The organism is Acidovorax sp. GW821-FHT11A03, from assembly GCF_058809075.1.
Genome location: NZ_JBXASG010000001.1, coordinates 100,026 through 124,667 on the forward strand (window position 1 = coordinate 100,026; position 24,642 = coordinate 124,667).

21 protein-coding genes are annotated in these 24,642 nt (G+C 68.2%); 7 read left to right on the forward strand and 14 right to left on the reverse strand.

The genetic code is table 11. The annotated features are described in order from the left end of the window. From AC1RVY_RS00480 to AC1RVY_RS00525, 10 genes are all read right to left on the reverse strand, one after another. Positions 1 to 939, reverse strand: coding sequence for a dihydrodipicolinate synthase family protein (locus tag AC1RVY_RS00480; protein ID WP_492804816.1), 939 nt, complete (start codon positions 937 to 939; stop codon positions 1 to 3). Positions 940 to 1,048: 109 nt separating this feature from the next. Next, entirely contained in the window at positions 1,049 to 2,782 is a 1,734-nt protein-coding gene (locus AC1RVY_RS00485) for an IlvD/Edd family dehydratase (protein ID WP_492244905.1), read from the reverse strand. A gap of 35 nt (positions 2,783 to 2,817) precedes the next feature. Next, positions 2,818 to 3,870: a galactofuranose ABC transporter, permease protein YjfF gene (yjfF, locus tag AC1RVY_RS00490; RefSeq protein WP_492804819.1), complete on the reverse strand. Its 1,053-nt coding sequence runs from the start codon at positions 3,868 to 3,870 to the stop codon at positions 2,818 to 2,820. Then, a complete protein-coding gene (locus tag AC1RVY_RS00495) occupies positions 3,867 to 4,919 on the reverse strand; it encodes an ABC transporter permease (RefSeq protein WP_492804821.1) in 1,053 nt (350 codons plus the stop codon). Before AC1RVY_RS00495 ends, yjfF begins: the two co-directional genes overlap by 4 nt. Next, positions 4,912 to 6,447, reverse strand: a complete 1,536-nt coding sequence (locus AC1RVY_RS00500; protein WP_492804823.1) for a sugar ABC transporter ATP-binding protein — start codon at positions 6,445 to 6,447, stop codon at positions 4,912 to 4,914. The genes AC1RVY_RS00495 and AC1RVY_RS00500 overlap by 8 nt, the downstream gene beginning before the upstream one ends. A 5-nt stretch (positions 6,448 to 6,452) precedes the next feature. After that, positions 6,453 to 7,688 carry a multiple monosaccharide ABC transporter permease gene (gene mmsB, locus AC1RVY_RS00505; protein WP_492804825.1) on the reverse strand — a complete coding sequence of 412 codons (1,236 nt, stop codon included), beginning with the start codon at positions 7,686 to 7,688 and terminating at the stop codon, positions 6,453 to 6,455. Between the two features lie 177 nt (positions 7,689 to 7,865). Continuing rightward, positions 7,866 to 9,377, reverse strand: coding sequence for a multiple monosaccharide ABC transporter ATP-binding protein (mmsA, locus tag AC1RVY_RS00510; RefSeq protein WP_492804827.1), 1,512 nt, complete (start codon positions 9,375 to 9,377; stop codon positions 7,866 to 7,868). 109 nt (positions 9,378 to 9,486) lie between these two features. Beyond that, positions 9,487 to 10,557 carry a multiple monosaccharide ABC transporter substrate-binding protein gene (chvE, locus tag AC1RVY_RS00515; protein WP_492804829.1) on the reverse strand — a complete coding sequence of 357 codons (1,071 nt, stop codon included), beginning with the start codon at positions 10,555 to 10,557 and terminating at the stop codon, positions 9,487 to 9,489. Between the two features lie 140 nt (positions 10,558 to 10,697). Then, positions 10,698 to 11,663, reverse strand: a complete 966-nt coding sequence (locus AC1RVY_RS00520) for an ABC transporter substrate-binding protein (protein WP_369642702.1) — start codon at positions 11,661 to 11,663, stop codon at positions 10,698 to 10,700. A gap of 77 nt (positions 11,664 to 11,740) precedes the next feature. After that, on the reverse strand, positions 11,741 to 13,195 hold the full coding sequence (locus AC1RVY_RS00525) for an aldehyde dehydrogenase family protein (RefSeq protein WP_492804831.1): 1,455 nt from the start codon (positions 13,193 to 13,195) through the stop codon (positions 11,741 to 11,743). Positions 13,196 to 13,313: 118 nt separating this feature from the next. Between AC1RVY_RS00525 and AC1RVY_RS00530 the strand changes: the two genes are divergently transcribed. Beyond that, positions 13,314 to 14,276 carry a LysR substrate-binding domain-containing protein gene (locus AC1RVY_RS00530; RefSeq protein ID WP_218294635.1) on the forward strand — a complete coding sequence of 321 codons (963 nt, stop codon included), beginning with the start codon at positions 13,314 to 13,316 and terminating at the stop codon, positions 14,274 to 14,276. A 175-nt stretch (positions 14,277 to 14,451) separates the two neighbouring features. Here AC1RVY_RS00530 and AC1RVY_RS00535 read toward each other — a convergent pair whose 3' ends face one another. Then, a complete protein-coding gene (locus AC1RVY_RS00535) occupies positions 14,452 to 15,249 on the reverse strand; it encodes an SDR family NAD(P)-dependent oxidoreductase (protein WP_492804833.1) in 798 nt (265 codons plus the stop codon). Between the two features lie 131 nt (positions 15,250 to 15,380). Between AC1RVY_RS00535 and AC1RVY_RS00540 the strand changes: the two genes are divergently transcribed. Together AC1RVY_RS00540 and AC1RVY_RS00545 are read left to right on the forward strand one after the other, a co-directional pair. Beyond that, complete coding sequence (locus AC1RVY_RS00540) at positions 15,381 to 16,310, forward strand: SMP-30/gluconolactonase/LRE family protein (protein WP_218295292.1); 930 nt, start codon at positions 15,381 to 15,383, stop codon at positions 16,308 to 16,310. Between the two features lie 22 nt (positions 16,311 to 16,332). Continuing rightward, positions 16,333 to 17,265, forward strand: coding sequence for an aldose 1-epimerase (locus AC1RVY_RS00545; protein ID WP_492804835.1), 933 nt, complete (start codon positions 16,333 to 16,335; stop codon positions 17,263 to 17,265). Between the two features lie 79 nt (positions 17,266 to 17,344). Here the strand turns inward: AC1RVY_RS00545 and AC1RVY_RS00550 are convergent, their stop codons facing one another. Both AC1RVY_RS00550 and AC1RVY_RS00555 read right to left on the reverse strand, forming a co-directional pair. Next, entirely contained in the window at positions 17,345 to 18,946 is a 1,602-nt protein-coding gene (locus AC1RVY_RS00550; protein ID WP_492804837.1) for a rhodanese homology domain-containing protein, read from the reverse strand. 31 nt (positions 18,947 to 18,977) lie between these two features. Then, a complete protein-coding gene (locus AC1RVY_RS00555) occupies positions 18,978 to 19,631 on the reverse strand; it encodes a cysteine dioxygenase family protein (protein ID WP_492804839.1) in 654 nt (217 codons plus the stop codon). Positions 19,632 to 19,792: 161 nt separating this feature from the next. On the opposite strand from AC1RVY_RS00555, the gene AC1RVY_RS00560 reads away from it, so the two are divergent. From AC1RVY_RS00560 to AC1RVY_RS00575, 4 genes are all read left to right on the forward strand, one after another. Next, positions 19,793 to 20,821, forward strand: a complete 1,029-nt coding sequence (locus tag AC1RVY_RS00560; protein ID WP_218294640.1) for an ABC transporter substrate-binding protein — start codon at positions 19,793 to 19,795, stop codon at positions 20,819 to 20,821. A 192-nt stretch (positions 20,822 to 21,013) separates the two neighbouring features. Next, positions 21,014 to 22,099 (forward strand): ABC transporter permease, encoded by a 1,086-nt coding sequence (locus AC1RVY_RS00565; RefSeq protein WP_492804841.1) that lies wholly within the window; start codon positions 21,014 to 21,016, stop codon positions 22,097 to 22,099. Further along, on the forward strand, positions 22,093 to 22,896 hold the full coding sequence (locus tag AC1RVY_RS00570; protein WP_492804843.1) for an ABC transporter ATP-binding protein: 804 nt from the start codon (positions 22,093 to 22,095) through the stop codon (positions 22,894 to 22,896). Before AC1RVY_RS00565 ends, AC1RVY_RS00570 begins: the two co-directional genes overlap by 7 nt. Positions 22,897 to 22,905: 9 nt before the next feature. After that, a complete protein-coding gene (locus AC1RVY_RS00575; RefSeq protein WP_492804845.1) occupies positions 22,906 to 24,075 on the forward strand; it encodes a c-type cytochrome in 1,170 nt (389 codons plus the stop codon). A gap of 121 nt (positions 24,076 to 24,196) precedes the next feature. Here AC1RVY_RS00575 and AC1RVY_RS00580 read toward each other — a convergent pair whose 3' ends face one another. Continuing rightward, positions 24,197 to 24,586 carry a VOC family protein gene (locus AC1RVY_RS00580; protein WP_218294644.1) on the reverse strand — a complete coding sequence of 130 codons (390 nt, stop codon included), beginning with the start codon at positions 24,584 to 24,586 and terminating at the stop codon, positions 24,197 to 24,199. Between the last annotated feature and the right edge of the window lie 56 nt (positions 24,587 to 24,642).

Consider the following 24,642-nt stretch of genomic DNA (forward strand, 5'->3'; position numbering starts at 1 on the left):
TTACCGGTCCCAGCGCAGCACTAGCGGGTCCAGCCGGCGCGCGATGTCGATGAGGCCCCTGCGTACTTCAGGGTGCATGGCCGGGAAGGGGTGGCGGCCGGCCTCGCAGGCGATCACGCCGCCTTCCTTCATGAGCGCCTTGGCGGTGAGGATGCCGCCCTGGCGGTTCTCGTGGTTGATGAGCGGCAGCCAGCGCTGGTAGAGCGCGAAGGCCTGGTCCATGTCGCCCTGGCGGTGGGCTTCGATGATGGGGCGGATGCCGTCGGGGAAGGCGCCGCCCGTCATCGCGCCGGTGGCACCGGCATCCAGGTCGGCCAGCAGGGTGATGGCCTCTTCGCCGTCCCATGGGCCTTCGATGGCCGCACCGCCCAGGCGGATCAGCTCGCGCAGCTTGCTGGCGGCGCCGGGCACCTCGATCTTGAAGTAGGCCAGGTGCTCGATCTCCTGCGCCATGCGCGCGAGGAACGGGGCCGACAGCACGGTGCCGCTGGCGGGCGCGTCCTGCACCATGATCGGGATGCCGATCGCATCGGACACGCGGGCATAGAACTCGTAGATCTGCGCCTCGGGCACGCGGAAAGTGGCGCCGTGGTAGGGCGGCATGACCATCACCATGGCGGCGCCCATGTCCTGCGCGGCGCGGCTGCGCTCGGCGCACACGCGGGTGCCGTAGTGGGTGGTGGTGACGATGACCGGTACACGGCCTGCCACATGCTCCAGCGATGTGCGGGTGATGACTTCGCGCTCGGCGTCCGATAACGAGAACTGCTCGGAGAAGTTGGCCAGGATGCAGACGCCGTCCACACCGGCATCGATCATGAAGTCAAGGCAGCGCTTCTGGCTGTCGAGGTCGAGCGTGCCGTCTTCATGGAAGGTGGTGGGCACCACGGGGAAGATGCCTCGGTAGCGAGGGTTCTGGAGGGAATGGGTGGCTGGCATGGCGGAGGAAAGGTGGAAATTTGAGTGGAATACGGCTCTGGCGCTTGTCTATCAAGCGCTAATTGCTATAAAATATGTAGCATTCCAACGAACTGGTTAGCCGCCGGCATCAGTGAGAGTGGCGAGGGACGGCGGCGCCACGGCAGCCGACGAGGAAGTCGAAGTCGCAGCCATCGTCCGCCTGCAGTACATGGTCCACATACAGACGCTGGTAACCGCCGCGCCCGCCGTTGTCGGTGCTCGCCAATGCGGCCAGGCGTGCCGCCAGTTCATCGTCGCTGATGTCCAGGTGCAGGCGGCCCTGCTCGCAGTCCAGCTCGATGAAGTCGCCGTCGCGCACGGCGGCCAGCGGGCCACCCGCGGCGGCCTCGGGCGCCACGTGAAGCACCACGGTGCCGTAGGCCGTGCCGCTCATGCGCGCGTCGGAGATGCGCACCATGTCCTTCACGCCCTGGCGCAGCAGCTTGGGCGGCAGGCCCATGTTGCCCACCTCGGCCATGCCGGGGTAGCCCTTGGGGCCGCAGTTTTTCATCACCATCACGCAGCTGGCGTCGATGTCCAGGTCTTCGTCGACGATGCGCTCCTTGTAGTGCTCCAGGTTCTCGAACACCACGGCGCGGCCGCGGTGCTTGAGCAGCTCGGGCGATGCGGCCGAGGGCTTGAGCACCGCGCCGCGCGGCGACAGGTTGCCGCGCAGGATGCAGATGCCGCCGTCGGCGATCAGCGGGTTGTCGATCGGGCGGATCACCTCGTCGTTGTACTGCGGCGCCTCACGCACGTTGTCCCACAGGCTCTTGCCGTTGACGGTGAGGGCGTCGGGGTGCGGCAGCAGCCCGTTCTCGCCCAGGCGGCGCAGCACGGCGGGCAGGCCACCGGCATAGTAGAACTCTTCCATCAGGAAGCGGCCCGAGGGCTGCAGGTCCACCAGGGTGGGCGTGCCGCGGCCGATGCGCGTCCAGTCCTCCAGGTCCAGCGGCACGCCGATGCGGCCGGCGATGGCCTTCAGGTGGATCACGGCATTGGTCGAGCCGCCGATGGCGGCATTGGTGCGGATGGCGTTCTCGAAGGCCTCGCGCGTGAGGATCTTCGAGAGCGTGAGCCCCTCGTGCGCCATCTCCACGATGCGCCGGCCCGACATGTGGGCCAGCACGTAGCGGCGCGAATCCACGGCCGGGATGGCCGCGTTGTGCGGCAGCGAGGTGCCCAGCGACTCGGCCATGCACGCCATGGTGCTGGCCGTGCCCATGGTGTTGCAGGTGCCGGCCGAGCGCGACATGCCGGCTTCGGCCGCGAAGAACTGGTGCTCGTTGATTTCGCCGGCCTTCAGCGATTCGTGCAGCCGCCACACGGCCGTGCCCGAACCGATGTCCTTGCCGTCGAGCTTGCCGTTGAGCATGGGCCCGCCCGTGACCACGATGGCCGGCACGTCGCAGCTGGCCGCGCCCATCAGCAGAGCCGGGGTGGTCTTGTCGCAGCCGACGAGCAGCACCACCGCGTCGATGGGGTTGCCGCGGATGGCTTCCTCCACGTCCATGCTGGCCAGGTTGCGCGTGAGCATGGCCGTGGGGCGCAGGTTGGATTCGCCGTTGGAGAACACCGGGAACTCGACCGGGAAGCCGCCCGCCTCGTAGATGCCGCGCTTGACGTGCTCGGCGATCTTGCGAAAGTGCGCGTTGCAGGGCGTGAGCTCGGACCAGGTGTTGCAGATGCCGATGATGGGGCGGCCGTCGAACTCATGGTCGGGGATGCCCTGGTTCTTCATCCAGCTGCGGTACATGAAGCCGTTCTTGTCGGCGGTGCCGAACCATTCGGCGGAGCGGAGCTTGCGCGGGGAGGAGGTCATGCTGTTGTGGTTCTGGGAGAGGTGATTCGTGGAATTCAGGAAGGCTTGCCGCTGCGGTGCGTGAGCAGGCGCTGCAGCAGGCAGAAGACGAAGAGCAGCACGCCGACGACGATGCGCGTCCACCACGAGCTGAGCGTGCCGTCGAAGGAAATCAGGGTCTGGATGATTCCGAGCATCAGCACGCCGAACAGCGTGCCGGCCACATAGCCCACGCCGCCCGTGAGCAGGGTGCCGCCGATGACCACGGCGGCGATGGCGTCGAGTTCCATGCCCGTGGCGTGCAGGCCATAGCCCGAGAGCATGTAGAAGGTGAACACCACGCCGGCCAGTGCCGAGCAGAAGCCCGAGAGCGTGTACACGCCGATCACCGTGGCGCGCACCGGCAGGCCCATGAGAACGGCCGAATGCTCGTTGCCGCCCACGGCGTACACGTTGCGGCCGAACGGTGTGCAGTGCGCGACGAAGATGGCGGCCAGCAGCACCGCCATGGCGATCAGTGCGCCCAGCGAGAGCGAGGCACCCTCCCACAACTCCAGGCGCCACTGCGCCATCTCGGAATACGCCTCGTCGGCCATGCTGATCGAGTCGATGCTGATCAGATAGCACAGGCCGCGCGCGAGGAACATGCCCGCCAGCGTCACGATGAAGGGCTGCAGCCGAAAGCGCTCGATCAGAAAGCCCATGAAAGCCCCGAACACCGTGCCCATGATCAGCACCAGCGGGATGGCGGTGAGCGGGCTCCAGTGGTGGTGCTCCACCAGGCTGGCCAGCACCATGGTGGTCAGCGCCACCACCGAACCCACCGACAGGTCGATGCCCCCCGAGAGGATCACGAAGGTCATGCCCACCGCGACGATGATCAGAAAGGCGTTGTCGATCAGCAGGTTGAGGAACACCTGGGCCGAGAAGAAGCCGGTGTAGAGCACCGAGCCCGCCGTGGCCATGGCCAGGAACAGTGCGATGGTGGCCGCCAGCGGCAGGTACTTGGGGTTCAGGCGCATGCGGGCAGGGATGGTTGGGCGTGCTGGCGCGGTGGCGGGCGTGGCGCTGGGTGCCACATCCAGGGCGGGGTTGTGTCCGCCGCTCATGACAACGCTCCCCCGGCCGCGGGCCGGCGCACCAGGGCGCCGACCTGGGTGCGGAAGTCGGGCGACTGCAGCAGCATCACGATGAACACCACCACGGCCTTGACCACCAGGTTGATTTCGGGCGGCACGCCCAGCGAATAGATGGCATAGGTCAGCGTCTGGATGATGAGCGCGCCGATCACGCTGCCCACCAGGCTGAAGCGCCCGCCGGTCAGTGCCGTGCCGCCCAGCGTGACGGCCAGGATGGCGTCGAGCTCCAGCATCTGGCCGGCATTGTTGGCGTCCGCGCTCTTCACGTTGGAGCTGATCAGCAGGCCTGCGATGCCCGCGCACACGCCGCAGAAGGCGTAGGCCGCGACGACCAGGCGGCGCGACTGCACGCCGGCCACGCGCGCCGCCGTCGGGTTGATGCCCACGGCCTGGATGAACAGGCCCAGTGCCGTGCGCGTGACCGCCAGGTACAGCCCGGCAAACACGGCGGCCAGCACGAACAGCGAAAACGGCAGGCCCAGCAGGTAGCCCCCGCCCAGGAAGAAGAAGGGCGCGTAGTAGATGGTGATGATCTGCCCGTCGGTGATCAGCTGGGCGATGCCCCGGCCGGCCACCATGAGGATTAGCGTGGCGATGATGGGCTGCATGCCCACCTTGGCCACCAGCAGGCCGTTCCACAGCCCGCACAGCAGTGCCGCGCCAATGGCGCCGGCAATCGCCAGCGGCAGGGGAAAGCGGCTTTCGGTGCCCGAGACCGAGCCGCCGATCATCCAGGCACCCACGGCGGCGGCGATGGCCACCACCGCACCCACCGAGATGTCGATGCCGCGCGTGGCGATCACCATGGTCATGCCCAGCGACACCAGCGCCAGCGGTGCCGCGCGGTTGAGGATGTCGACCAGGCTGCCGTAGAAGTGGCCGTCGCGCCACTCGATGTGCAGGAAGCTGGCGTTGAACGCCGTGTTCACGGCTAGCAGCAGGGCCAGCGTGACCAGCGGCCAGGTGAGCCGGTGGCGCAGCGCGGCGGCGAGCAGGGAAGGGGTGGGTGCGTCAGGCATTTTCGGCGGCAATCAGTTCGTACACGGCTTCTTCGCTGCTGCCGGCAGGCAGCTCGCCGACCTTGCGGCGGTCACGCAGCACCACGATGCGGTGCGCCACGCGCACCACCTCGCTCATTTCGGAGGAGATGAAGACCACGGCCATTCCGGCCTCGGCCAGGCGCAGGATCTGTTCCATGATTTCCTGCTTGGCGGCCACGTCGATGCCGCGCGTGGGCTCGTCCAGGATCAACAGGCGCGGCTCGATGGCCATCCAGCGCGCCAGGATCGCCTTTTGCTGGTTGCCGCCCGAAAGCAGCGCGATGGGCGTGTCCACGCTGCTGGTCTTGATGCCCAGGAGCTTGACGTAGCGCTCGGCGATCGCCGTCTGCTCGGCGCGCGACAGAAAGCGCCCCATGCCCATGCGCGCCTGCAGCGCGAGGGCGATGTTCTCGCGCACCGAGAGCTCGGCCACGATGCCATCGGTCTTGCGCTCCTCGGGGCACAGGGCCAGGCCCTCGCGGATCGCGTCCATGGGGTTGGCGAAGGCCACTGCCTTGCCGTCGATGCGCAGCACGCCGCGGTCGGGCACCTGCAGGCCGAACAGCAGGCGCGCCAGTTCGGTGCGGCCCGAGCCCAGCAGGCCCGCCAGGCCCACCACCTCGCCGGCCCGCACCTTGAGGTCCAGGGGCTGCAACTGGCCGCTCTGGCCCAGGCCCTCGGCCTGCAGCAGGGCAGTGCTTGCGCCATCGAACCGCGGCGAAACAGGCGGTTCGGTGGACTGCGCGGCCAGCTCGCGCCCCAGCATGGCATTGATCAGCGCCTGCGCCGGCAGGTCGGCCGCCGCCCATTCGCCCACCCAGGCGCCGTTGCGCAGCACCGTGATGCGGTCCGACACGGCGTACACCTGGTTCAGGAAGTGCGTCACAAAGACGATGGCCAGGCCCTCGCCGCGCAGGCGGCGCAGCACCTCGAAGAGCTTTTGCACCTCGTCGTCGTCCAGGCTGGAGGTGGGCTCGTCCAGGATCAGCACCTTGGCCTCGATGCTCAACGCCCGGGCGATGGCCACCAGCTGCTGCACGGCCACCGGGTAGTCCGAGAGCAGGCGCGTGACGTCGATGGACAGGCCGATGCGCGCCACCAGTTCGCGCGCACGCTGGTGCAGCGTGGCCCAGTCGATGCGAAAGCCCTGGGCGATGCCGCAGCGCGGGTAGCGGCCGGCAAAGATGTTCTCGGCCACCGACAGGTTGGGGCAGAGGTTGACCTCCTGGTACACCGTGCTGATGCCCAGGCGCTGGGCGGCCAGCGGCGAATCGGGCCACACGGCCTGACCGGCCAGGCGCATCTGGCCGCCGCTGGCTTCGAGCACGCCGGTGAGAACCTTGATCAGCGTGGACTTGCCCGCGCCGTTCTGGCCCATGAGGGCGTGGATCTCGCCCGGGAAAAGCCTGAGCTGCACGTCGCGCAGCACGGGGATGCCCGAGAAGTGCTTGTGGATGCCTGTGAGCTCCAGCACGGGAGCCAGGGTGTGACCGGCGGCCGAGTCCATGGGCGTCAGGCCTTGTTCTTGTTGTAGACGTCGACCAGCACGGCGGCGAGCAGCACCACGCCCTTGATGACCTGCTGGTAGTCGATGCCGATGCCCAGGATGGACATGCCGTTGTTCATCACCCCCATCACGAAGGCGCCGATGACCGCGCCCATGACCTTGCCCACGCCGCCCGAGGCCGATGCGCCGCCGATGAAACACGCCGCAATCACGTCCAGCTCAAAACCCAGGCCCGCCTTGGGCGTGGCGGTGTTGAGCCGCGCTGCAAACACCAGTCCGGCCAGGGCCGCGAGCACGCCCATGTTGATGAAGGCATACAGCGTGAGCCGCTCGGTCTTGATGCCCGAAAGCCTGGCGGCCTTTTCGTTGCCCCCCATGGCGTAGATGCGGCGGCCAATGGTGGTGCGGCTGGTGACGAAGTCGAACAGCACGATCAGCAGCGCCATCACGATGAGCACGTTGGGCAGGCCCTTGTACGAGGCCAGCAGGTAGCTGAAGTACACCAGCAGCGCGGCAAACACGGCGGTGCGGGCCAGGAAGAACGCGGTGGGCTCCACATGCACGCCGTGGCGCAATCGGTTGGCGCGGGCGCGCAGGCCGGCCACCACCAGCGCGGCGGCCACGGCCACGCCCAGCAGCAGCGACGTGAGCTTGAGGCCTTCCACGCTGAACAGGTCGGGCATGAAGCCCGAGCTCAGCATCTGGAAAGCTTCAGGAAACGGCCCCACCGACTGCCCTGCCAGCAGCGCCAGCGCCAGGCCCTTGAACACCAGCATGCCGGCCAGCGTGACGATGAACGACGGGATCCGCGAGAACGCGACGAACCAGCCCTGCACCGCGCCAATGAGGCCGCCGCAGGCCAGGCAGGCCAGCGTGGCGGGCACGAAGTGCCACTGGTACTGCACCATCAGCACGGCAGCCAGCGCCCCGATGAAGCCGCACACCGACCCCACCGACAAATCGATGTGCCCCGCCACGATCACCAGCAGCATACCCAACGCCATGATGACGATGTAGCTGTTTTGCAGCACCAGGTTGGTGAGGTTGAGCGGCTGCATCAGCGTGCCGTCCGTCATGTACTGGAAGAAGCCCATGATGGCGACCAGCGTGATGAGCATGCCGTACTCGCGCAGGTTGTGCTTGGCGTGGTCCAGCAGCGAACGGCTGGGGCGCGCGGGCGCACCCGGTGCAGGCGCGGCCGCAGCGGAGGCGGTGGGGGAGGAAGTGGTTGTCTGGCTCATATCGTTTGTCTTTTACTTGCGCTCGTTTCGCTGTTTAGCCTTGGGCCTCTGAGACTGGCGCGATCCAGGCCAGTGCACCCGTGGAACTGGCGTTGCAAGGCCACCGGGTGCGTCCCCCTCCCGCGTCGCGCAGCGAGGCGAGACAGGGGGAAGGCGCGAAGCGGCTCAGGGGGAGCTTCATCGCACTATCACTCGCATGATCTTTTCCTGCGATGCTTCGGCCGTGGGCATCTCGGCCACGAAGCGCCCTTCGTTCATCACGTACAGGCGGTCGGTGATGCCCAGCAGCTCCGGCATCTCCGACGAGATCACGATCACGCACTTGCCCTCGGCCGCCAGCTGGGCGATGAGGGTATAGATCTCGTACTTGGCGCCCACGTCGATGCCGCGTGTGGGCTCGTCGAGGATGAGCACTTCGGGGTTGGTGAAGAGCCACTTACTCAGCACCACCTTCTGCTGGTTGCCGCCCGAGAGATTCAGCGTCTTCTGGTCCACGCCCGAGCAGCGGATGCGCAGCTTCTCGCGGTAGTTCTGCGCCACGCGGTGCTCCTGCCCGCCGTCGATCACGGTGGCGGTGGACACGCCGCCCAGGTTGGCCAGCGACACGTTGAACTGGATGTCCTCGCTGAGCACCAGGCCGTTGCCTTTGCGGTCTTCGGTGACATAGGCCAGGCCATGGGCCACGGCCTTTTCCACGGTGCTCACATCGATGGGGCGGCCGTGGAGCAGCACCTGGCCGCTGATGCGCTCGCCCCACGAGCGGCCAAAGATGCTCATGGCCAGCTCGGTGCGGCCCGCGCCCATCAGGCCCGCAATGCCCACGATCTCGCCCTTGCGCACCTGCAGGTTGATGCCCTTGATGAAGGCGCGGTCCGGGCGCTGGGGGTGCCAGGCATGCCAGTCGCGCACCTCGAAAACGGTCTCGCCGATGCGGGGCTCGCGCGGCGGGTAGCGGTCGGCCATCTCGCGGCCGACCATGGCCTTGATCACCCGGTCTTCGCTGACCGGGGCGGCGCCGCAGTCCATGGTCTCGACGGTGCTGCCGTCGCGCAGCACGGTGATGGAGTCGGCCACGCGCGAGATTTCATTGAGCTTGTGCGAGATGAGGATGCAGGTGATACCCTGGGCCTTGAGCTCCAGCAGCAGGTCCAGCAGCGCCTGACTGTCGTTCTCGTTCAGGCTGGCGGTGGGCTCGTCCAGGATCAACAGGCGCACCTGGCGCGACAGCGCCTTGGCGATCTCCACCAGCTGCTGCTTGCCCACGCCCAGGTGGGTGACCAGCGTCTCGGGGGATTCGCGCAGGCCCACCTTGTGCAGCAGCGCCTGCGTCTTGCTGTGCGCGGCCATCCAGTCGATGACGCCGTAGCGCGCGGTCTCGTTGCCCAGGAAGATGTTTTCGGCGATGGAGAGCAAAGGCACCAGCGCCAGCTCCTGGTGGATGATGATCACGCCCAGGTGTTCGCTGTCGCGGATGCCGCCGAACTGGCGTTCCTCGCCGTCGTAGACGATCTCGCCGCTGTAGCTGCCGTGCGGGTACACGCCGGAGAGCACCTTCATCAGCGTGGACTTGCCCGCGCCGTTCTCGCCGACGATGGCGTGGATCTCGCCGGCGCGCACTTTCAGGTTCACCTTGTTGAGGGCGACCACGCCGGGGAAGGTTTTGCGGATGTTCCGCATTTCAAGAATCATGGACTGGGCTCGTGCAAGAGGCGCTGCAGTGCGCGGCCTCTGTTGTCTCAAGGGGCCCTGGCGCTGGGGCGATGCGCTGCCGCCCCGGTGTGGTGCCAGGCCGCCTGGCTTACTTGACCTGCGATTCCTTGTAGTAGCCGCTGCCCACCAGGATGGCGTTCCAGTTGGATGCATCGACCGACACGGGCTTGAGCAGGTACGAGGGCACCACCTTCACGCCGTTGTTGTAGGTCTTGGTGTCGTTGATCTCGGGCTGCTTGCCCGACAGCGTGGCGTCCACCATGTTGGCCGCCACCTTGGCCAGCTCGCGCGTGTCCTTGAAGACGGTGGAGTACTGCTCGCCCTTCAGGATGGACTTGACCGAGGGCACCTCGGCGTCCTGGCCGCTGACCACGGGGCAAGGCTGCTGCGCGGTGCAGTAGCCCACGCCCTTCAAGGACGACAGGATGCCGATGGACAGACCGTCGTAGGGGGAGAGCACGGCATGCACCTTGTCCTTGCCGTAGTAGGCCGACAGCAGGTTGTCCATGCGCGCCTGGGCGACCGAGCCGTCCCAGCGCAGGGTGCCCACCTTGTTCATGCCCGTCTGCTTGCTGCGCACCACCAGCTTGCCGCTGTCGATGTACGGTTGCAGCACGCTCATCGCGCCGTCGTAGAAGAAGAAGGCGTTGTTGTCGTCGGGTGAGCCGCCGAAGAGTTCGATGTTGAACGGGCCCTTGCCCTGCTTCAGGCCGAGCTTGTCCACGATGGAGGTGGCCTGCAGCACACCGACCTGGAAGTTGTCGAACGTGGCGTAGTAGTCCACGTTCTTCGAGCCCTTGATCAGGCGGTCGTAGGCGATGACCTTGACACCCTTGTCGGCCGCGTTCTGTAGCACGCGCGAGAGGGTGGTGCCGTCGATGGAGGCGATCACCAGCACCTTGGCGCCCTTGGTGATCATGTTCTCGATCTGCGCGAGCTGGTTCGGGATGTCGTCGTCCGCGTACTGCAGATCGGTCTTGTAGCCGCGCTCCTTGAGCACCTTGACCATGTTGTCGCCATCGGCGATCCAGCGCGACGAGGACTTGGTGGGCATCGAGATGCCGATGCTGCCCTTGTCCTGGGCATGGACCAGTGGGGTCGCGCCCACGGCGGCCAGCGCCACGGTGGCCAGCACGGCCTTGAAAATTTCGCGCTTCATTTATCTGTCTCCAGGTTCTATGTTTTTTGATGTTGGCCTATGCCATGTCCGCTATCTGTGAAACTGGCGCGCCCCAGGCCAGTGCCGCCGCGCTGGCGCCTTCCCCCTGAGGGGGAAGGCGCGCAGCGACGCAGGGGGCATCAATATTTGCGCTTGGGGAACTCGGCGGCGGCCACTTCCATCGGGAAGATGCCTTCCTCGGTCACGATGCGCTTTTGCACCGCCTTGCCGGCCTTGATGTCCTTCACGGCCGTCATCAGCTGCGGGCCCAGCAGGGGGCTGCATTCCACGCTCACGTTGAGCTTGCCGGCGATCATGGCTTCGAAGGCGCCCTTGACCGCGTCGATGGAGATGATGGTGATGTCCTTGGCGGGCTTGAGGCCGGCTTCCTCGATGGCCTGGATCGCGCCGATGGCCATGTCGTCGTTGTGTGCGTAGAGCACGTTGATCTTCTTGCCCTCGGCCTTGAGGAAGGCTTCCATCACCTCCTTGCCCTTGGCGCGCGTGAAGTCACCGGTCTGCGAGCGCAGGATCTTGAACTTGGGGTCGGCCTTGACGATTTCCTCGAAGCCCTTCTTGCGGTCGATGGCCGGGGCCGAGCCCACGGTGCCCTGCAGCTCGACGATGTTGATGTCGCCCTTCTGGTCCTTCATCTTGTCCACCAGCCAGCGGCCGGCCTTGCGGCCTTCTTCCACGAAGTCCGAGCCCATGAAGGTCACGTACAGTGACTGGTCCTTGACGTTGACCGAGCGGTCGGTCAGCACCACCGGGATCTTGGCGGCCTTGGCTTCGCGCAGCACGTTCTCCCAGCCCGATTCGACCACGGGTGAGAAGGCGATCACGTCCACCTTCTGGGCGATGAAGGAGCGGATGGCCTTGATCTGGTTCTCCTGCTTTTGCTGGGCGTCGGAGAACTTGAGCTCGATGCCGGCCTCCTTGGCGGCGGACTTGATCGATTCGGTGTTGGCGGTGCGCCATTCGCTCTCGGCACCCACCTGGCTGAAGCCCAGCACGATGGGTTTCTGGGCCCAGGCGGCGCCCGGGAGCAGCCCGGCCACGGGGGCGCAGGCCAGGGCGGATACAAGGGTCCGGCGGTTCAGTTTCATCATTTGTCTCCTGTCTGTCTGTTGTTGACGCTGTTGTGGAAGAAAGAAATGCACTGCGGGAAAGGAAAGCGGGCGATTCAGGCGAGCATGTAGCCGGTCTTGACGGTGGTGTAGAACTCTGCGGCGTGGCGGCCCTGCTCGCGCGGGCCATGGCTCGACTCCTTGCGCCCGCCGAAGGGCACGTGGAAGTCCACGCCCGCCGTGGGCAGGTTGACCATGGTCATGCCGACCACGGCGTTGCGCTTGAAATGCATGGCGTGCTTGAGCGAGGTGGTGCAGATGCCCGCGCACAGGCCATAGGGCGTGTCGTTGGCGAGGGCCAGCGCATGCTCGTAGTCGTCGGCGCGCAGCACGCAGGCCACGGGGCCGAAGATCTCCTCGCGCGCAATGCGGTGCTCGGGCCTGGCCAGGAACAGCGCCGGGGCCATGTAGTGCCCGGGCGTGGCGCGTTCGAGCCGCTCGCCGCCCCAGACATGCTGGGCGCCCTCGCTCCGGGCGATCTCCACATAAGAGAGGTTCTGCTCCAGCTGGCTGGAGTCCGCGACCGGTCCCATCTCGGTGCCGCGTTCGAGCGCATGGCCTACCTTGAGGGCCGTGAGCCGCTGGCGCAGCCGGTCGACGAAGGCATCGTGCACGCTGGCTTCGACGATCAGCCGGCTCGATGCCGTGCAGCGCTGGCCGGTGGAAAAGTACGAGCCCTGCAGCGCGCAGTCGATGGCCTGGTCCATGTCGGCGTCGGCCAGCACCACCAGCGGGTTCTTGCCGCCCATCTCCAACTGCACCTTGGCACGGCGCGCCGTGGCGGACTTGAGGATACGGTCTCCGGTATCGACCGATCCCGTAAAGCTGATCGCATTCACCAGCGGGTGTTCCACCAGGGTCTGGCCGACCTCGCGGCCGCTGCCCATGAGCAGGTTGAACACGCCGGCCGGCAGGCCGCAGCGGCTGATGATCTCGGCCAGGGCCCAGCCGCAGGCGGCCACCAGCTCGGCGGGCTTGAACACCACCGTGTTGCCATAGGCCAGGGCGGGGGCGATCTTCCAGGCCGGGATCGCGAACGGGAAGTTCCAGGGAGCGATGATGCCGACCACGCCCACGGGCTCGCGGGTCACGTCCACCTGCACGCCCTGGCGCACCGACGCCATGAGCTCGCCCGGGATGCGCAGCGCCTCGCCGGCAAAGAACTTGAAGATCTGGCCGGCGCGGGCCACCTCGGCCACGGCCTCGGGCAGGGTCTTGCCTTCCTCGCGGGCCAGCAGGGTGCCCAGTGCGTCCTTGCGCGCCAGCAGTTCGCTGCCGATCAGGTCGAGCACGTCGGCGCGGCGCTGGGGGCTGCTCTGGCTCCAGTGGGGCAGGGCGTCGGCGGCGGCGCGGATGGCGCGTTCGGTCTGGTTGCGGTCGGCTCGAGCGTATTCGGCCACCACCTCACGGGTGTCCGACGGGTTGGTGCTCACCCCGGTGGTGGTGCCGATCTCCCAGCGCCCATTGATGAGGTGCCGGGGGGTGAGCTGCTGTGTGTCGCCGAGTTTCATGGGAACCTGGGAAAGAACCTTGGTGCGGATGTGCGGTAAAGTCTAAGATCGATTTAGATATCAATCTAATAGATTTTTTGACAAAATACATATACGTCCACGCATTCTGGAAAACCCCATGAGCACCTACAACCACTGGTTCATCCGCGCACGCCTGAAGACGCGCCAGCTGCTCTTGCTGGTGGCCCTGGCCGAGGAGGGCAACATCCACCGCGCGGCCCAGGTGCTCAGCATGACCCAGCCGGCGGCCTCCAAGCTGCTCAAGGACCTGGAGGATGTGCTGGAGGTTTCGCTGTTCGAGCGCCTGCCGCGCGGCATGCGCCCCACCTGGTATGGCGAGACCATGATCCGCCACGCGCGCATGGCGCTGGCCAGCCTGAACCAGGCCCATGTGGAGCTGGCGGCGCTCAAGACCGGGCACTTCGGCCAGGTGGGCATCGGGGCCATCACCTCGCCGGGCCTGAGCCTGCTGCCCGCCGCCGTGGCCCTGGTCAAGCAGGAGCACCCGAGCCTGCGCATCTCGCTCGATATCGAGACCAGCCCGGTGCTGATGGACCGGCTCGAGCAGGGCAAGCTCGACATCCTGGTGGGCCGGCTGTTCGAGGAGCACGACAAGGCCAACCTGCGCTACGAGCCGCTGAGCGAGGAACTGGTCTGCGCCATGACCCGCCCGGGCCACCCCCTGCTGGGTGTGCCGGGCCTGGCCCTGCGCGACGTGCTGGCCGCGGGCTGGATCGTGCCGCCCGCGGGCAGCGTGCTGCGGCACCGCTTCGACCTGATGTTCCAGCAGGAGGGGCTGGCGCCGCCGGTCAACGTGGTGGAGACCGCGGCCTTGCTGTTCATGACGCGCATGCTGCAGCAAAGCGACATGATCGCGGTGGTGGGGGCCGACGTGGCGCACTACTACGCATCGCACGGCATGGTGTCGATCCTGCCGCTGGCCATGCCCTGCCACATGGACGCCTTCGGCATCATCACCCGCAGCGACCGCCTGCTGTCGCCCGCGGCCAAGGTCATGATGAAAGCGCTCAAGCAGACCAGCCTGGTGCAGTACGGGCGCCGGCTGGAAGCGGGAGACTGAGCGTGCTTCCCTGTCGGAGCTTGTGCTTGTCGGTGCCGCTCGATACTGGCGCGGCATAGGCCAGGACCGCCGCGCAAGGGCCGCCCCGCCGCGCTGGCGGTGTCCCCCTTCCCGAATGGCGCAGCCATTCGAGAGAAGGGGGAAGGCGCGAAGCGACTCAGGGGGATGGTCCGAATCACACCCAGCCGGCGTCGACCTTGAATTCCTGCGCCGTGCACATCGCGGCATCGTCGGACGCCAGGAACAGCACCATGCGCGCGATGTCGTGCGGGCGCAGCTTGTCGGGCAGGCACTGGTTGCGCGCCAGTTCCTTCTCGCCCTCGGCGTCGAGCCAGAGCTTGATCTGGCGCTCGGTCATCACCCAGCCGGGCGACACGGTGTTGATGCGGATGCGGTCCTGGCCCAGGGTGCGCGCCAGGCCCCGCGTGAGCCCGTTCACCGACGACTTAGCAATGGCATAGCAGGGGTAGCCCGCGCCCTTGCCCTGCCAGCCCGTGGAGCCCAGGTTGACCACCGAGCCCGCGCCCAGGCGGCGCATGCCGGGCACCACGGCCTGGATGGCGAAGAAGGCCGGGCGCTCGTTGATGGCCATGCGCTCGTCGTAGTAGTCAGGCGTGACCGATTCCAGCGTATGGCGGTCGTCGCTGGCCACGTTGTTCACCAGCACCGAGAAGTCGCTCAGGGTGGCAGCGGCCTGGGCAATGGCCGCCTGCAGCGCGGCGATGTCGCGCACGTCGCATACCTGCCACCAGGGGCGCGCGTGGCCTGCGTCGGCGATCTGCTGCGCCAGGGCTTCGCTGGCTTCGCGCGCCACGTCCACGAAGGCCACGCGCGCACCCTGTTCGGCGAACGCCGCGACGATGGCCGCGCCGATGCCGCTGCCCCCGCCCGTGACGAAGACCGATCGGCCTTGCAGGCTGGGAAATTGGGCGAGTGTGGCGGGCTGGGAGGGGGTATGGATATCAGTTGTCATTGCAATTTATATATCGAAAAATTCCAAAAATAATCATTCCATGCATCAATTGACGTTGATAAGATGCCCGGCGTCAAGAGGCAGGCAGGTAAACAACAAACAGGAGACAAGCTTTGAGCAACCAGAGTCCCATGGCAGCGTCCGCTGCGTCGCGATTTCCCGTCCCCAGCCCCACGGGGCCCCTGCGCTGCGTGGTCGAAGCCGATGCGCAGCTGGGGGAGGGGCTTGTATGGTCCGTGCGTGAGCAGGTGGTGTATTGGCTGGACATCCTGGGCTGCCGCCTGTACCGGTGGGACCCGGCCACGGGGGAGCGCGGGCAGTGGCGCTTCGACGAAGAGATCTCGGCCCTGGCCGAGCGCCGGGACGCGCCCGGCCTCATCATCACCCTGCGGCGCGGCTTCGCGCTATTCGACCCGGCCACCGACAGCGCCCCGCACTACCTGCACCAGCCCGCGGCCGAGCTGCCGGGCAACCGCTTCAATGACGGCAAGTGCGACGCGCAGGGCCGCTTCTGGGGCGGCAGCATGGACTTTGATTGCCAGCTGCCCACTGGCGCGCTCTACCGCTACGACCCCGACGGCCGCTGCACGCGCCATGACGAGGGCTTCGTGGTGACCAACGGGCCCACCTGGGCCCTGGTGGAGGGCCGACAGTGCCTGTACTTCAACGATACGCTCAGCTCCATCACCTGGCGCTACGACTTCGATGCGGCCGCAGGCACCGTGTCGCACAAGCAGGTGTGGAAACGCTTCAGTGCCGAGGACGGCCTGCCCGACGGCATGACCACGGACGCCCTGGGCCGCCTCTGGATCGCCCACTGGGGCGGCCACTGCGTGACCTGCCACGACCCCGAGACGGCCGAGGAACTGGGCCGTGTGGTGCTGCCCGCGAGCCAGGTCACCACCTGCGCCTTTGGGGGCGCGGACCTGCGCACGCTGTTCATCACCACCGCGCGGGTCGGCCTCACGCCCGAGCAGCTCGCTGCACAGCCGCTGGCCGGCAGCGTGTTTGCCATCGAGATCGACAGCCCCGGCGTGCCCGCCCATCTGTTCGGTGGCTGACCTCCTTCATGAAAGCACGTGCATGAACGATTCCACCACCCACCCCATCACCTGGTTGAGCCACGCGGGCCAGCACCTGGGGCTGGTCCCCTCGCTGGGCGGCAGCGTGGCCGCCTGGCAGATCGACGACCCCCGGCAGCCCGGCGGCCGGATTGACCTCTGGCGCCCCTGGGACGGGGCCACGCCCGATCTGTACAAGATGGCCTCCTTCGCCATGGTGCCCTGGTCCAACCGCATCAGCGGCGGCGGCTTCACGCACGCCGGGCAGTTCCATCCCGTGCGGCCCAACCGCGCTGGCGAGCCGTACCCCATCCACGGCGATGGCTGGCTGCAGCCCTGGGAGATGACCCAGCCCGCGCCCGACACGCTGCAGATGACGCTGCGCTCGCAAGGCTTTGACGGCAACCCGTACGACTATGAGTGCGTGCAAACCTTTCGCCTCGTGGAGGGCGGCCTGGACCAGGGCGTGCGGGTGCAGCACCGTGGTGCCCAGCCGCTGCCCTACGGCCTGGGCCTGCACCCCTGGTTTCCGCGCACGCCCGGCACGCGCATCAGCGCGCCGGTGGGGGCCGTCTGGCTCAGCGGGGCCGACCCGCTGCCCACGGAGCTGACGGCCCGGTTCCCGCCAGGCTGGAACCTGAATGAAGGCATCTCCGCCCACGGCAGCCTGATCGACAACGCCTACACCGGCTGGGGCGGCACGGCGCGCATCGAATGGCCGGAGCGGGGGCTGCAGCTCACCGCGCACATGCCCGACTTCGCGCAGCATGGCGGCGCGGCGGGGCACTTCTGCCTCATCTACCGCCCGCCGCAGGGGCCCGCGTTCTGCTTCGAGCCCATCACCCAGCCCATTGACGCCTTTCACCAGCCTGGGCAGCCCGGCCTGCGCACGCTGGCACAGGGGCAGACGCTGGCGCTGAACGTGCAGTGGCGCCACGGCCGCCTGGATGGCTGAGAATCAACATGAAAAATGGCTCCAGCGCTTTTGGAGAAGGCGCTGGCAGCTATGAAATGTGGAGCGCCTGGTGGCCTGGTCACAGCACCTTGAAGCCGTGCGTGCCATCGCGCCCCAGCTGCTCCACCAGGCCGAACTCCCAGTCCAGGTAGGCCTGCATGGCTTCGCGCGGGCTCTCGGTGCCTTCATAGGGGCGGCGGTAGCGGTCGATGCGGGGCGAGGCCAGGCGTGTCTCGCCATGTTCCAGCGGCAGGCCGGCCGCGATCCAGGCCAGGGTGCCGCCCTCGAGCACATGCACCGGGGCGCCCGTGAGGCGGGCCAGGTCCTGCGCGGCATAGCGGGCCAGCAGGCTGCTGCCGCAGGTGAGCACATAGCGCTGCGCGCGCGGGATGGACTGCACGGCCTGCGCGAGCTGTGAGCGGATCACGAACCACGCGCCGGGGATGTGGCGCAGCGTGTAGTTGGCGCTGGTGGTCAGGTCCAGCACGGCCGTGTGGTCGGCGCCGCCGTCTTGCAGCCAGGCCGCCAGGTGGGCGGGGGTGGCCCAGGCGATGGGGCCTTCGGGTTCGGGCACGGTGTTGGCCACGGCGCCGGTCTCGCTGAAATCCGCCGGCTGCGCGCCGTCGAGCACCCACACTTCCCAGCCCATCTGGGCCAGCCACGATGCGCTCATGTTGGCGCGCACGCCGTCGTCGTCCACCAGCACCAGGCGCGCGCCGCGCACGGCGGCCGTGTGGTCGGTCTCCTGCACCAGCTGGCCGCCGGGGGTGTTGCGAAAGCCGGGCAGGTGGCCGGCCGCGAACTCCTCGGGCGTGCGCACGTCCAGCAGGTAGGTGGTGCGGCCGGCCTCGGCCGCGAAGCGGGCCAGGTCGCCGGCCTGGGCGCGCTGCACGCGGGCCCGGTCGGCCACGTTGCGCGCCTGTTGCGGTGCCTGATTGCGGTCGATGTGCACGGCGGGGTCGAAGCGTCGGCTGGCGCCGCGTTCCAGCGTCTGCCCGGCCAGCAGCCAGCCGATGGTGCCGTTGCGCAAGGCGGCCACGGGGTTGGGGATGCCCGCGTTCACCAGCGACTGCGTGCCGATGATGCTGCGCGTGCGGCCCGCGCAGTTCACGATGATCTGCGTGGCCGGGTTGGGCGCGAGCGCCTGCGCGCGCAGCACCAGCTCGGCGCCGGGCACGCTCACGCCGGTGGGGATGTTCATGGTGTGGTACTCGTCGTAGCGGCGCGCGTCCAGTACCACTACGTCGGCCCGGGCGTCGATGAGCGCCTGCACTTCTTCAGCCGCCAGCGAGGGCGTGTGGCGCTCGGCCTCCACGAGCTCGCCGAAGGACTTGCTGGGCACGTTCACGTCGATGAACAGCTCGCCCCCGGCATCGCGCCAGCCCTGCAGGCCGCGCGCCAGCAGGGTCACACGGGTGTAGCCCAGCTGCTGGAGCGTGCGTGCCGCGGGTTCGGCCAGGCCCTCGCCATCGTCGTAGACCACGATGAGGGTGTCGCGGCGGGGAATGCGCGCGAAGGCCTCCAGCTCGATCTTGCTGGCCGGCAGGTTGGCGGCGAACAGCGGGTGGCCCTGGGCATAGGGGTCTTCCTCGCGCACGTCGAGCAGGGCGATTTCCTCGCGGGCGAGCAGGGCCTCGCGGACCTGGAGGACGGAAGTCTCTGGAATAGTGGAAGCAGTCATGGGGAAATCGTACGGGTCTTCGAAAACAGGTTCAGGCCGAGGGCGCCGGGCTGCGGGACAGGTCCCAGATGTTCGGAAGCGTCGCATTGCTGTAGCCCGAGATGAAGGGCTTGGCCGTGCCGTCTTCCAGGTACACGCTGCGTTGCACGGCGCCGATGTTGGCGCCATACACGTGGATGCTGATGGAGGTCTGGCCCTCCCACGCATTGTTCACCCGGTGCACGTCGCCGATGGTGGGCGACACGGCATCGACATCGCCGGGCCGCAGCCGGTGCGGTGCGCCCTCTGGCGCCCAGCGCCCATCGGCGGTGCGGGCGAATGCCTGCGAATCTTCGGCGCCGCGCAGCATGCCGATCAGGCCCCACACCGTGTGGTCGTGGATGGGCGTGGCCTGGCCCGGGCCCCACACAAAGCTCACCACCGAGAAGCGGCCCAGCGCATCGGCATGCAGCAGGTACTGCTGGTAGCGGTCGGGGTTCGGCTGCGCAAACGCGGCCGGCAGCCAGTCGTCGTGGGCCACCAGGGCGCCCAGCAGGGCGCCGCCGCGCGCCAGCAATTCTGGCTCCGGCGGCGTACTTTCCACCAGCGCGGCCAGTTGCTGCACGAAGTGGCGCAGGCGGGCGGTGTCGGGCGCTGTGGACGTTGGTGTCGCGTGCGGCAGGGCCGTGGGGGCGAGGGCATTCATGCGCTGTATTGCACCAGTGTCCGGCGCGGGGGTGTGTGGAATCTTTTGCATATGCATCTCCGTTTTTCTTCGTTCTCTTTTGGTGCCCGTGCGCATGCAATGCGGTCAGCGGGCTGCGGATGCGCGGCCATTTTGTCTTTTTCACACAAAAGGTGCAGGGCATGAACAACAAGGGTCAAATTCTGGGTGGGGGAGAAGCGCGCTGGTCGCGCCGGCAGTTGCTGCGGGCCACGGGCGCGGCCACGGTGGTGGGCGCCTCGGGCGTGGTGGGCAGCCACGTGCTGGCTGCCGGCAAGCTGCGCGAGGTGAAGCTGGCGTGGAACGCCAATGCCATCTGCCTGTCGGCCGCCCCGGTGGCGATCGAGCGTGGCATCTTCGAAAAACACGGCCTCAAGGTCGAGCTGGTCAACTTCGCCGGTTCCACCGACCAGCTGCTGGAGACCATCGCCACCTCCAAGGCCGACGCCGGCCTGGGCATGGTGCACCGCTGGATCAAGCCGCTGGAGTCGGGCTTCGACGTGAAGCTGGTGGGCAGCTCGCACGGCGGCTGCTCGCGCCTGGTGGGCTACGAAGCGGCGGGCGTGACCAGCCTGCAAAAGCTCAAGGGCAAGACCATTGCCGTGTCGGACCTCAACAGCCCGGGCAAGAACTTCTTCTCGGTGCTGCTCACCAAGGCCGGCCTGAACCCCGAAAAGGACGTGACATGGCGCCAGTTCCCCGGCGACATGCTGGGCCTGGCCGTGGAAAAGGGCGAGGCCCAGGCCATTGCCGACGGCGACCCCAACCTGCTGCTGATCCAGCGCCGCACCAAGGGCCTGGTGGACCTGGCCTCCAACCTCTCGGGCGAGTACGCGGCCAAGACCTGCTGCGTGCTCGGCGTGAGCGGCGCCCTGGTACGCAACGACAAGGGCACGGCCGCGGCCCTCACGCGCGCCATCATCGAGGCCTCGGACTTCGTGGCCGACAACCCGAACGAGACGGCGCGCATCTTCAGCCCTTACTCCAAGGTGCCGCAGGACGATCTGCGCGCCGTGCTGGGCACGCTCACGCACCGCAGCCACCCCGTGGGCACGGCGCTGCGCCAGGAGATCGAGTTCTATGCGCGCGACTTCAAGCTGGTGGGGGTGCTCAAGCCCTCCACCGATCCCGCACGTTTCGCCGCCCATGTGCATGCCGACGTGCTGGCCTGAAGTGGCGCATTCCCTGAGTCGCTTCGCGCCTTCACCCCTCTCTCGCATTGCCGCGCAATGCGGGAGGAGGACGCCCCCAGCTCGGCGCTGCGGGGCGGCCCTAGCGCGGGCGCACTGGCTGTGGGCGCGCCAGTTTCACGGGTTGTGGGCGATGCGCATCGCCACACGAACTGACATTCACCGGAGTTTGCCATGAGCACCGTTGCCGACCATATCCTGCCAGCGCCCAATTCCGTGGCCGAGGCGCCCCGGGCGCGACGCCCCGCGGCGCCTCCCGCGAAGGTGGCCGCGCCCGCCGCATTCGGCGCGGCCCGGCCCATTCCCGCCTTCTGGCGGACGGGCCTGTTGGCCGCCGCCGCCTGGGCGGCGCTGGGCCTGCTGACCTACCTGTGGCCCAACAAGCCGGCAGGCTTCAGCGAGTGGGCATTCACCGAAGAATTCGCCATCGGTGCCGGTGCCGTGGCAGTGCTTCTGGCGGTGCTGGCGTTCGTTGCGGGCGCGCTGGGGCCCGTGGGCCACAAGGTGCGGCGGGCCGGCCCCTGGCTGGTGGCCATCGCCGCCGGCCTCACGGTGTGGGAGGTGTTCACCGCCAAGCTGGGCACCTTGCCGCCCCCGTTCTTCGCACCGCCGCAAAGCCTGGTGGAGGTCTACGCCACCGACTGGGCGCGCCTGCTGGAAAGCGCGGGCGCATCGGTCCGCCTGCTGGCGCTGGGCATCGCCATCGGCGCGGCGGCGGGTTTCACCACGGGCGTGCTCATCGGCTGGTCGCGCCAGGCCAGCTACTGGATCCACCCGGTGCTGCGCATCCTGGGCCCCGTGCCCACCACGGCGCTGCTGCCGGTGAGCTTCTATTTCTTTCCGTCGAGCTGGTCCACGGCGATCTTCCTGATCGCGCTGGGCACGGCCTTCCCGGTCGCCATCCTCACCTGGTCGGGCGTGGCGGGCGTGCACAAGAACTACTACGACGTGGCGCGCACCATGGGCGCGTCGCCCTGGTTCCTGGTGCTGCGCGTGGCCATCCCGGCGGCGCTGCCGCAGGTGTTCGTGGGCCTGTTCATGGGCCTGGGCGCGGCGTTCTCCACCCTGGTGGTGGCCGAGATGCTGGGCGTGAAGGCCGGCCTGGGCTGGTACCTGACCTGGGCCCAGGGCTGGGCGGCGTACCCCAACATGTACGCCGCGCTGATCGTGATGGCGCTGCTGTTCTCGGGCGTGATCACCTTGCTGTTCGTGCTGCGCGACCGGGTGCTGTCGTGGCAGAAGGGGGTGGTGAAATGGTGAGCACCGCGACCGCCCCTGAAACGGGTGTGGGAGCCAAGGTGACGGGCGCACGCATCGACGTGCGCAATGTCAGCCACTGGTTCGACCTGCCCGCCGGCCCGCTGCACGTGATCGACGAGCTGGACCTGTCCATCGCCCCCGGCGAGTTCGTGGCCCTGCTCGGGCCCAGCGGCTGCGGCAAGAGCACCTTGCTGCGCCTGGTGGCGGGGCTGGAGCCCGCGACCACGGGCGAGCTGCTGCAGGACGGCGCGCCCATCACCGACCCCGATCCCTCGCGCATCGTGGTCTTCCAGGACCCCACGCTGTTTCCCTGGCGCACCGTGTGGGACAACGTGGCCCTGGGCCTGCAGGCGCGCGGCATCCTGCGCCAGCAGCGCCACCGGGTGGACGAAGCGCTGCGCCTGGTCGGCCTGCAGGACTTTGCCAAGGCCTTCCCGCACCAGCTGTCGGGCGGCATGGCGCAGCGCGTGGCATTGGCCCGTGCGTTGGTCAACGACCCGAGCCTCCTGGTGCTCGACGAGCCGCTGGGCAAGCTCGACTCGCTCACGCGCCTGACCATGCAGACCGAGCTCGTGGACCTGTGGCTGCGCACGGGTTTCTCGGCCCTGCTGGTCACGCACGATGTGGAAGAGGCGCTCTTCATGGCCCAGCGCGTGGTGGTGTTCTCCGACCGGCCCGCGCGCATCCAGCAGGTGCTGGTGAACGATTTGCCCTACCCGCGCCACCGCGGCGACCCGCGCCTTGCGGCCCTGCGCCACGAGGCCCTGGCGTTGCTGGGCCTGGGTGCGAGCTGGTAGGCCAGCGGGTTGTCGCCGGATCTGCTGAACGGCCTGCTCGAAGGCCTGCTCGCCGCGCAGCAGGGCCTGCGCGCGGTGCTGCATGCGCTGGGCCTGGCGCCGGAAGTCCATGGCCAGCCCGCATGGCCGTGGGGGCACCGCATCGCGGCCGAGATGCTGGCGGTGGACGCGGGCCACGCGCGGCAGGTGCTGCTGTCCCTGCTGTGCGCGGGGGCCGCGCTGCTGGCCCTGGCGGTGTCGCTGCCCTTCCAGCGCGCGCGCCCGTGGCTGATCGCCTTGGCGGCCGCATTGCTGGTGTTTGCCCCCTGGCCCCAGGCGCACCTGCTGCTCGCGCCCGCCGTGCCCACCAGCCTGCACCAGTCGCCCACCGGTTTCGCTGCCGGGGGCATCGTCCGCGGCCAGGCTGTCTACCAGCAGCACTGCGTGCGCTGCCACGGCGCCGATGGCCGGGGCGAAGGCCCCGATGCCCCGCAGCTGGCCCAGTGGCCGCCCAACCTGAACGGCGCGCTGCTGTGGAAGCGGCTCGACGGCGAGCTGTTCTGGCGTGTGCGCGAGGGCATGCACAACCGCGCCGGCGTGCAGACCATGCCGGGCGTGGGCAGCGCGCTGCGCGACGAAGAAATCTGGGACGTGCTGGACTACCTGCAGGCCCGTGCCGCAGGGCAGATGCTGCGCGAGGCCGGCACCTGGGACCGGCCCGTGCGCCTGCCCGGCATGGCCGTGCAGTGCCGCCATGGCCGGGCCCGCCAGAGCCGGGACCTGGTGGGCCAGCGCGTGCGTGTGGCCGTGGCGGGCCCGGGCGTGCCGCTGGTGGCCGATGACCCGCGCCTGGTCACCCTGGTGGCGGGCGCCTTGCCGGCGGGCGCCGATGCCGAGTGCCAGCCGCAGGGCGATCCGCAGCACAAAAGCGCCGTGGAGCAGGCGCTGGCCCTGGTGCTGGGCGTGTCTGCCGCCGAACTGCCGGGCTACCAGCTGATCGTGGACCGCGCGGGCTGGCTGCGTGCGCGGGGCCGGCCCGGCAAGGCCGCGTGGTCCGAGGACGACCTGGTCTGCCGGGCCACCGCCGCGCCCGCGCCGCCGGTCGGGGCCGCCACGGCGCCGGTGGATGGCCTGCAGGCGCTCATACGCCGCATGGACGCCGAGCCGGTGCGCCTTGTGCGAGGAGGCTTTCCCCACTGAGCACCGGGCCTTGGGCCGCCGTGGGGCCAGGGCCCGGAAATGAATGAAAACGGCTTTCAGCGCCGCTGGATAAGCGCTGATAGCTATCAATGAGATAGCATTTCGCCCCGGCCTCGGTGGCTCACGCTCCCGGCTGGACCAGGTTGATGAGATTGCCGCACGTGTCCTCGAACAGCACCGCCTTGATGGGCCCCATGGCCAGGGGCGTGCCACGGAACGCCACGCCCCGCTCCGAAAGCCTGCGGAACTCCGCATCGATGTCATGGGTCATGAACGCGGTGGCCGGAATGCCCGCCTCGAACAAGGCCTTCTGGTAGACCCGCGCGGGCGCGAAGGCCATGGGCTCCAGCACCAGCTCGACGCCCGTGGCGCCTTCCGGCGATGTCACGGTGAGCCAGCGGAAGGTGCCCATGGGAATGTCATGCTTCTTCTCGAAGCCGAGGACCGTGGTGTAGAAGTGCAGGGCGTGGTCCTGGTCTTCGACGAACAGGCTGGAGAGCGTGATTTGCATGGGTTCTTCCTCGCGGTTTTCGTGGGGGGAGGGGCTGCCGGGCCGGAACCGCCCTG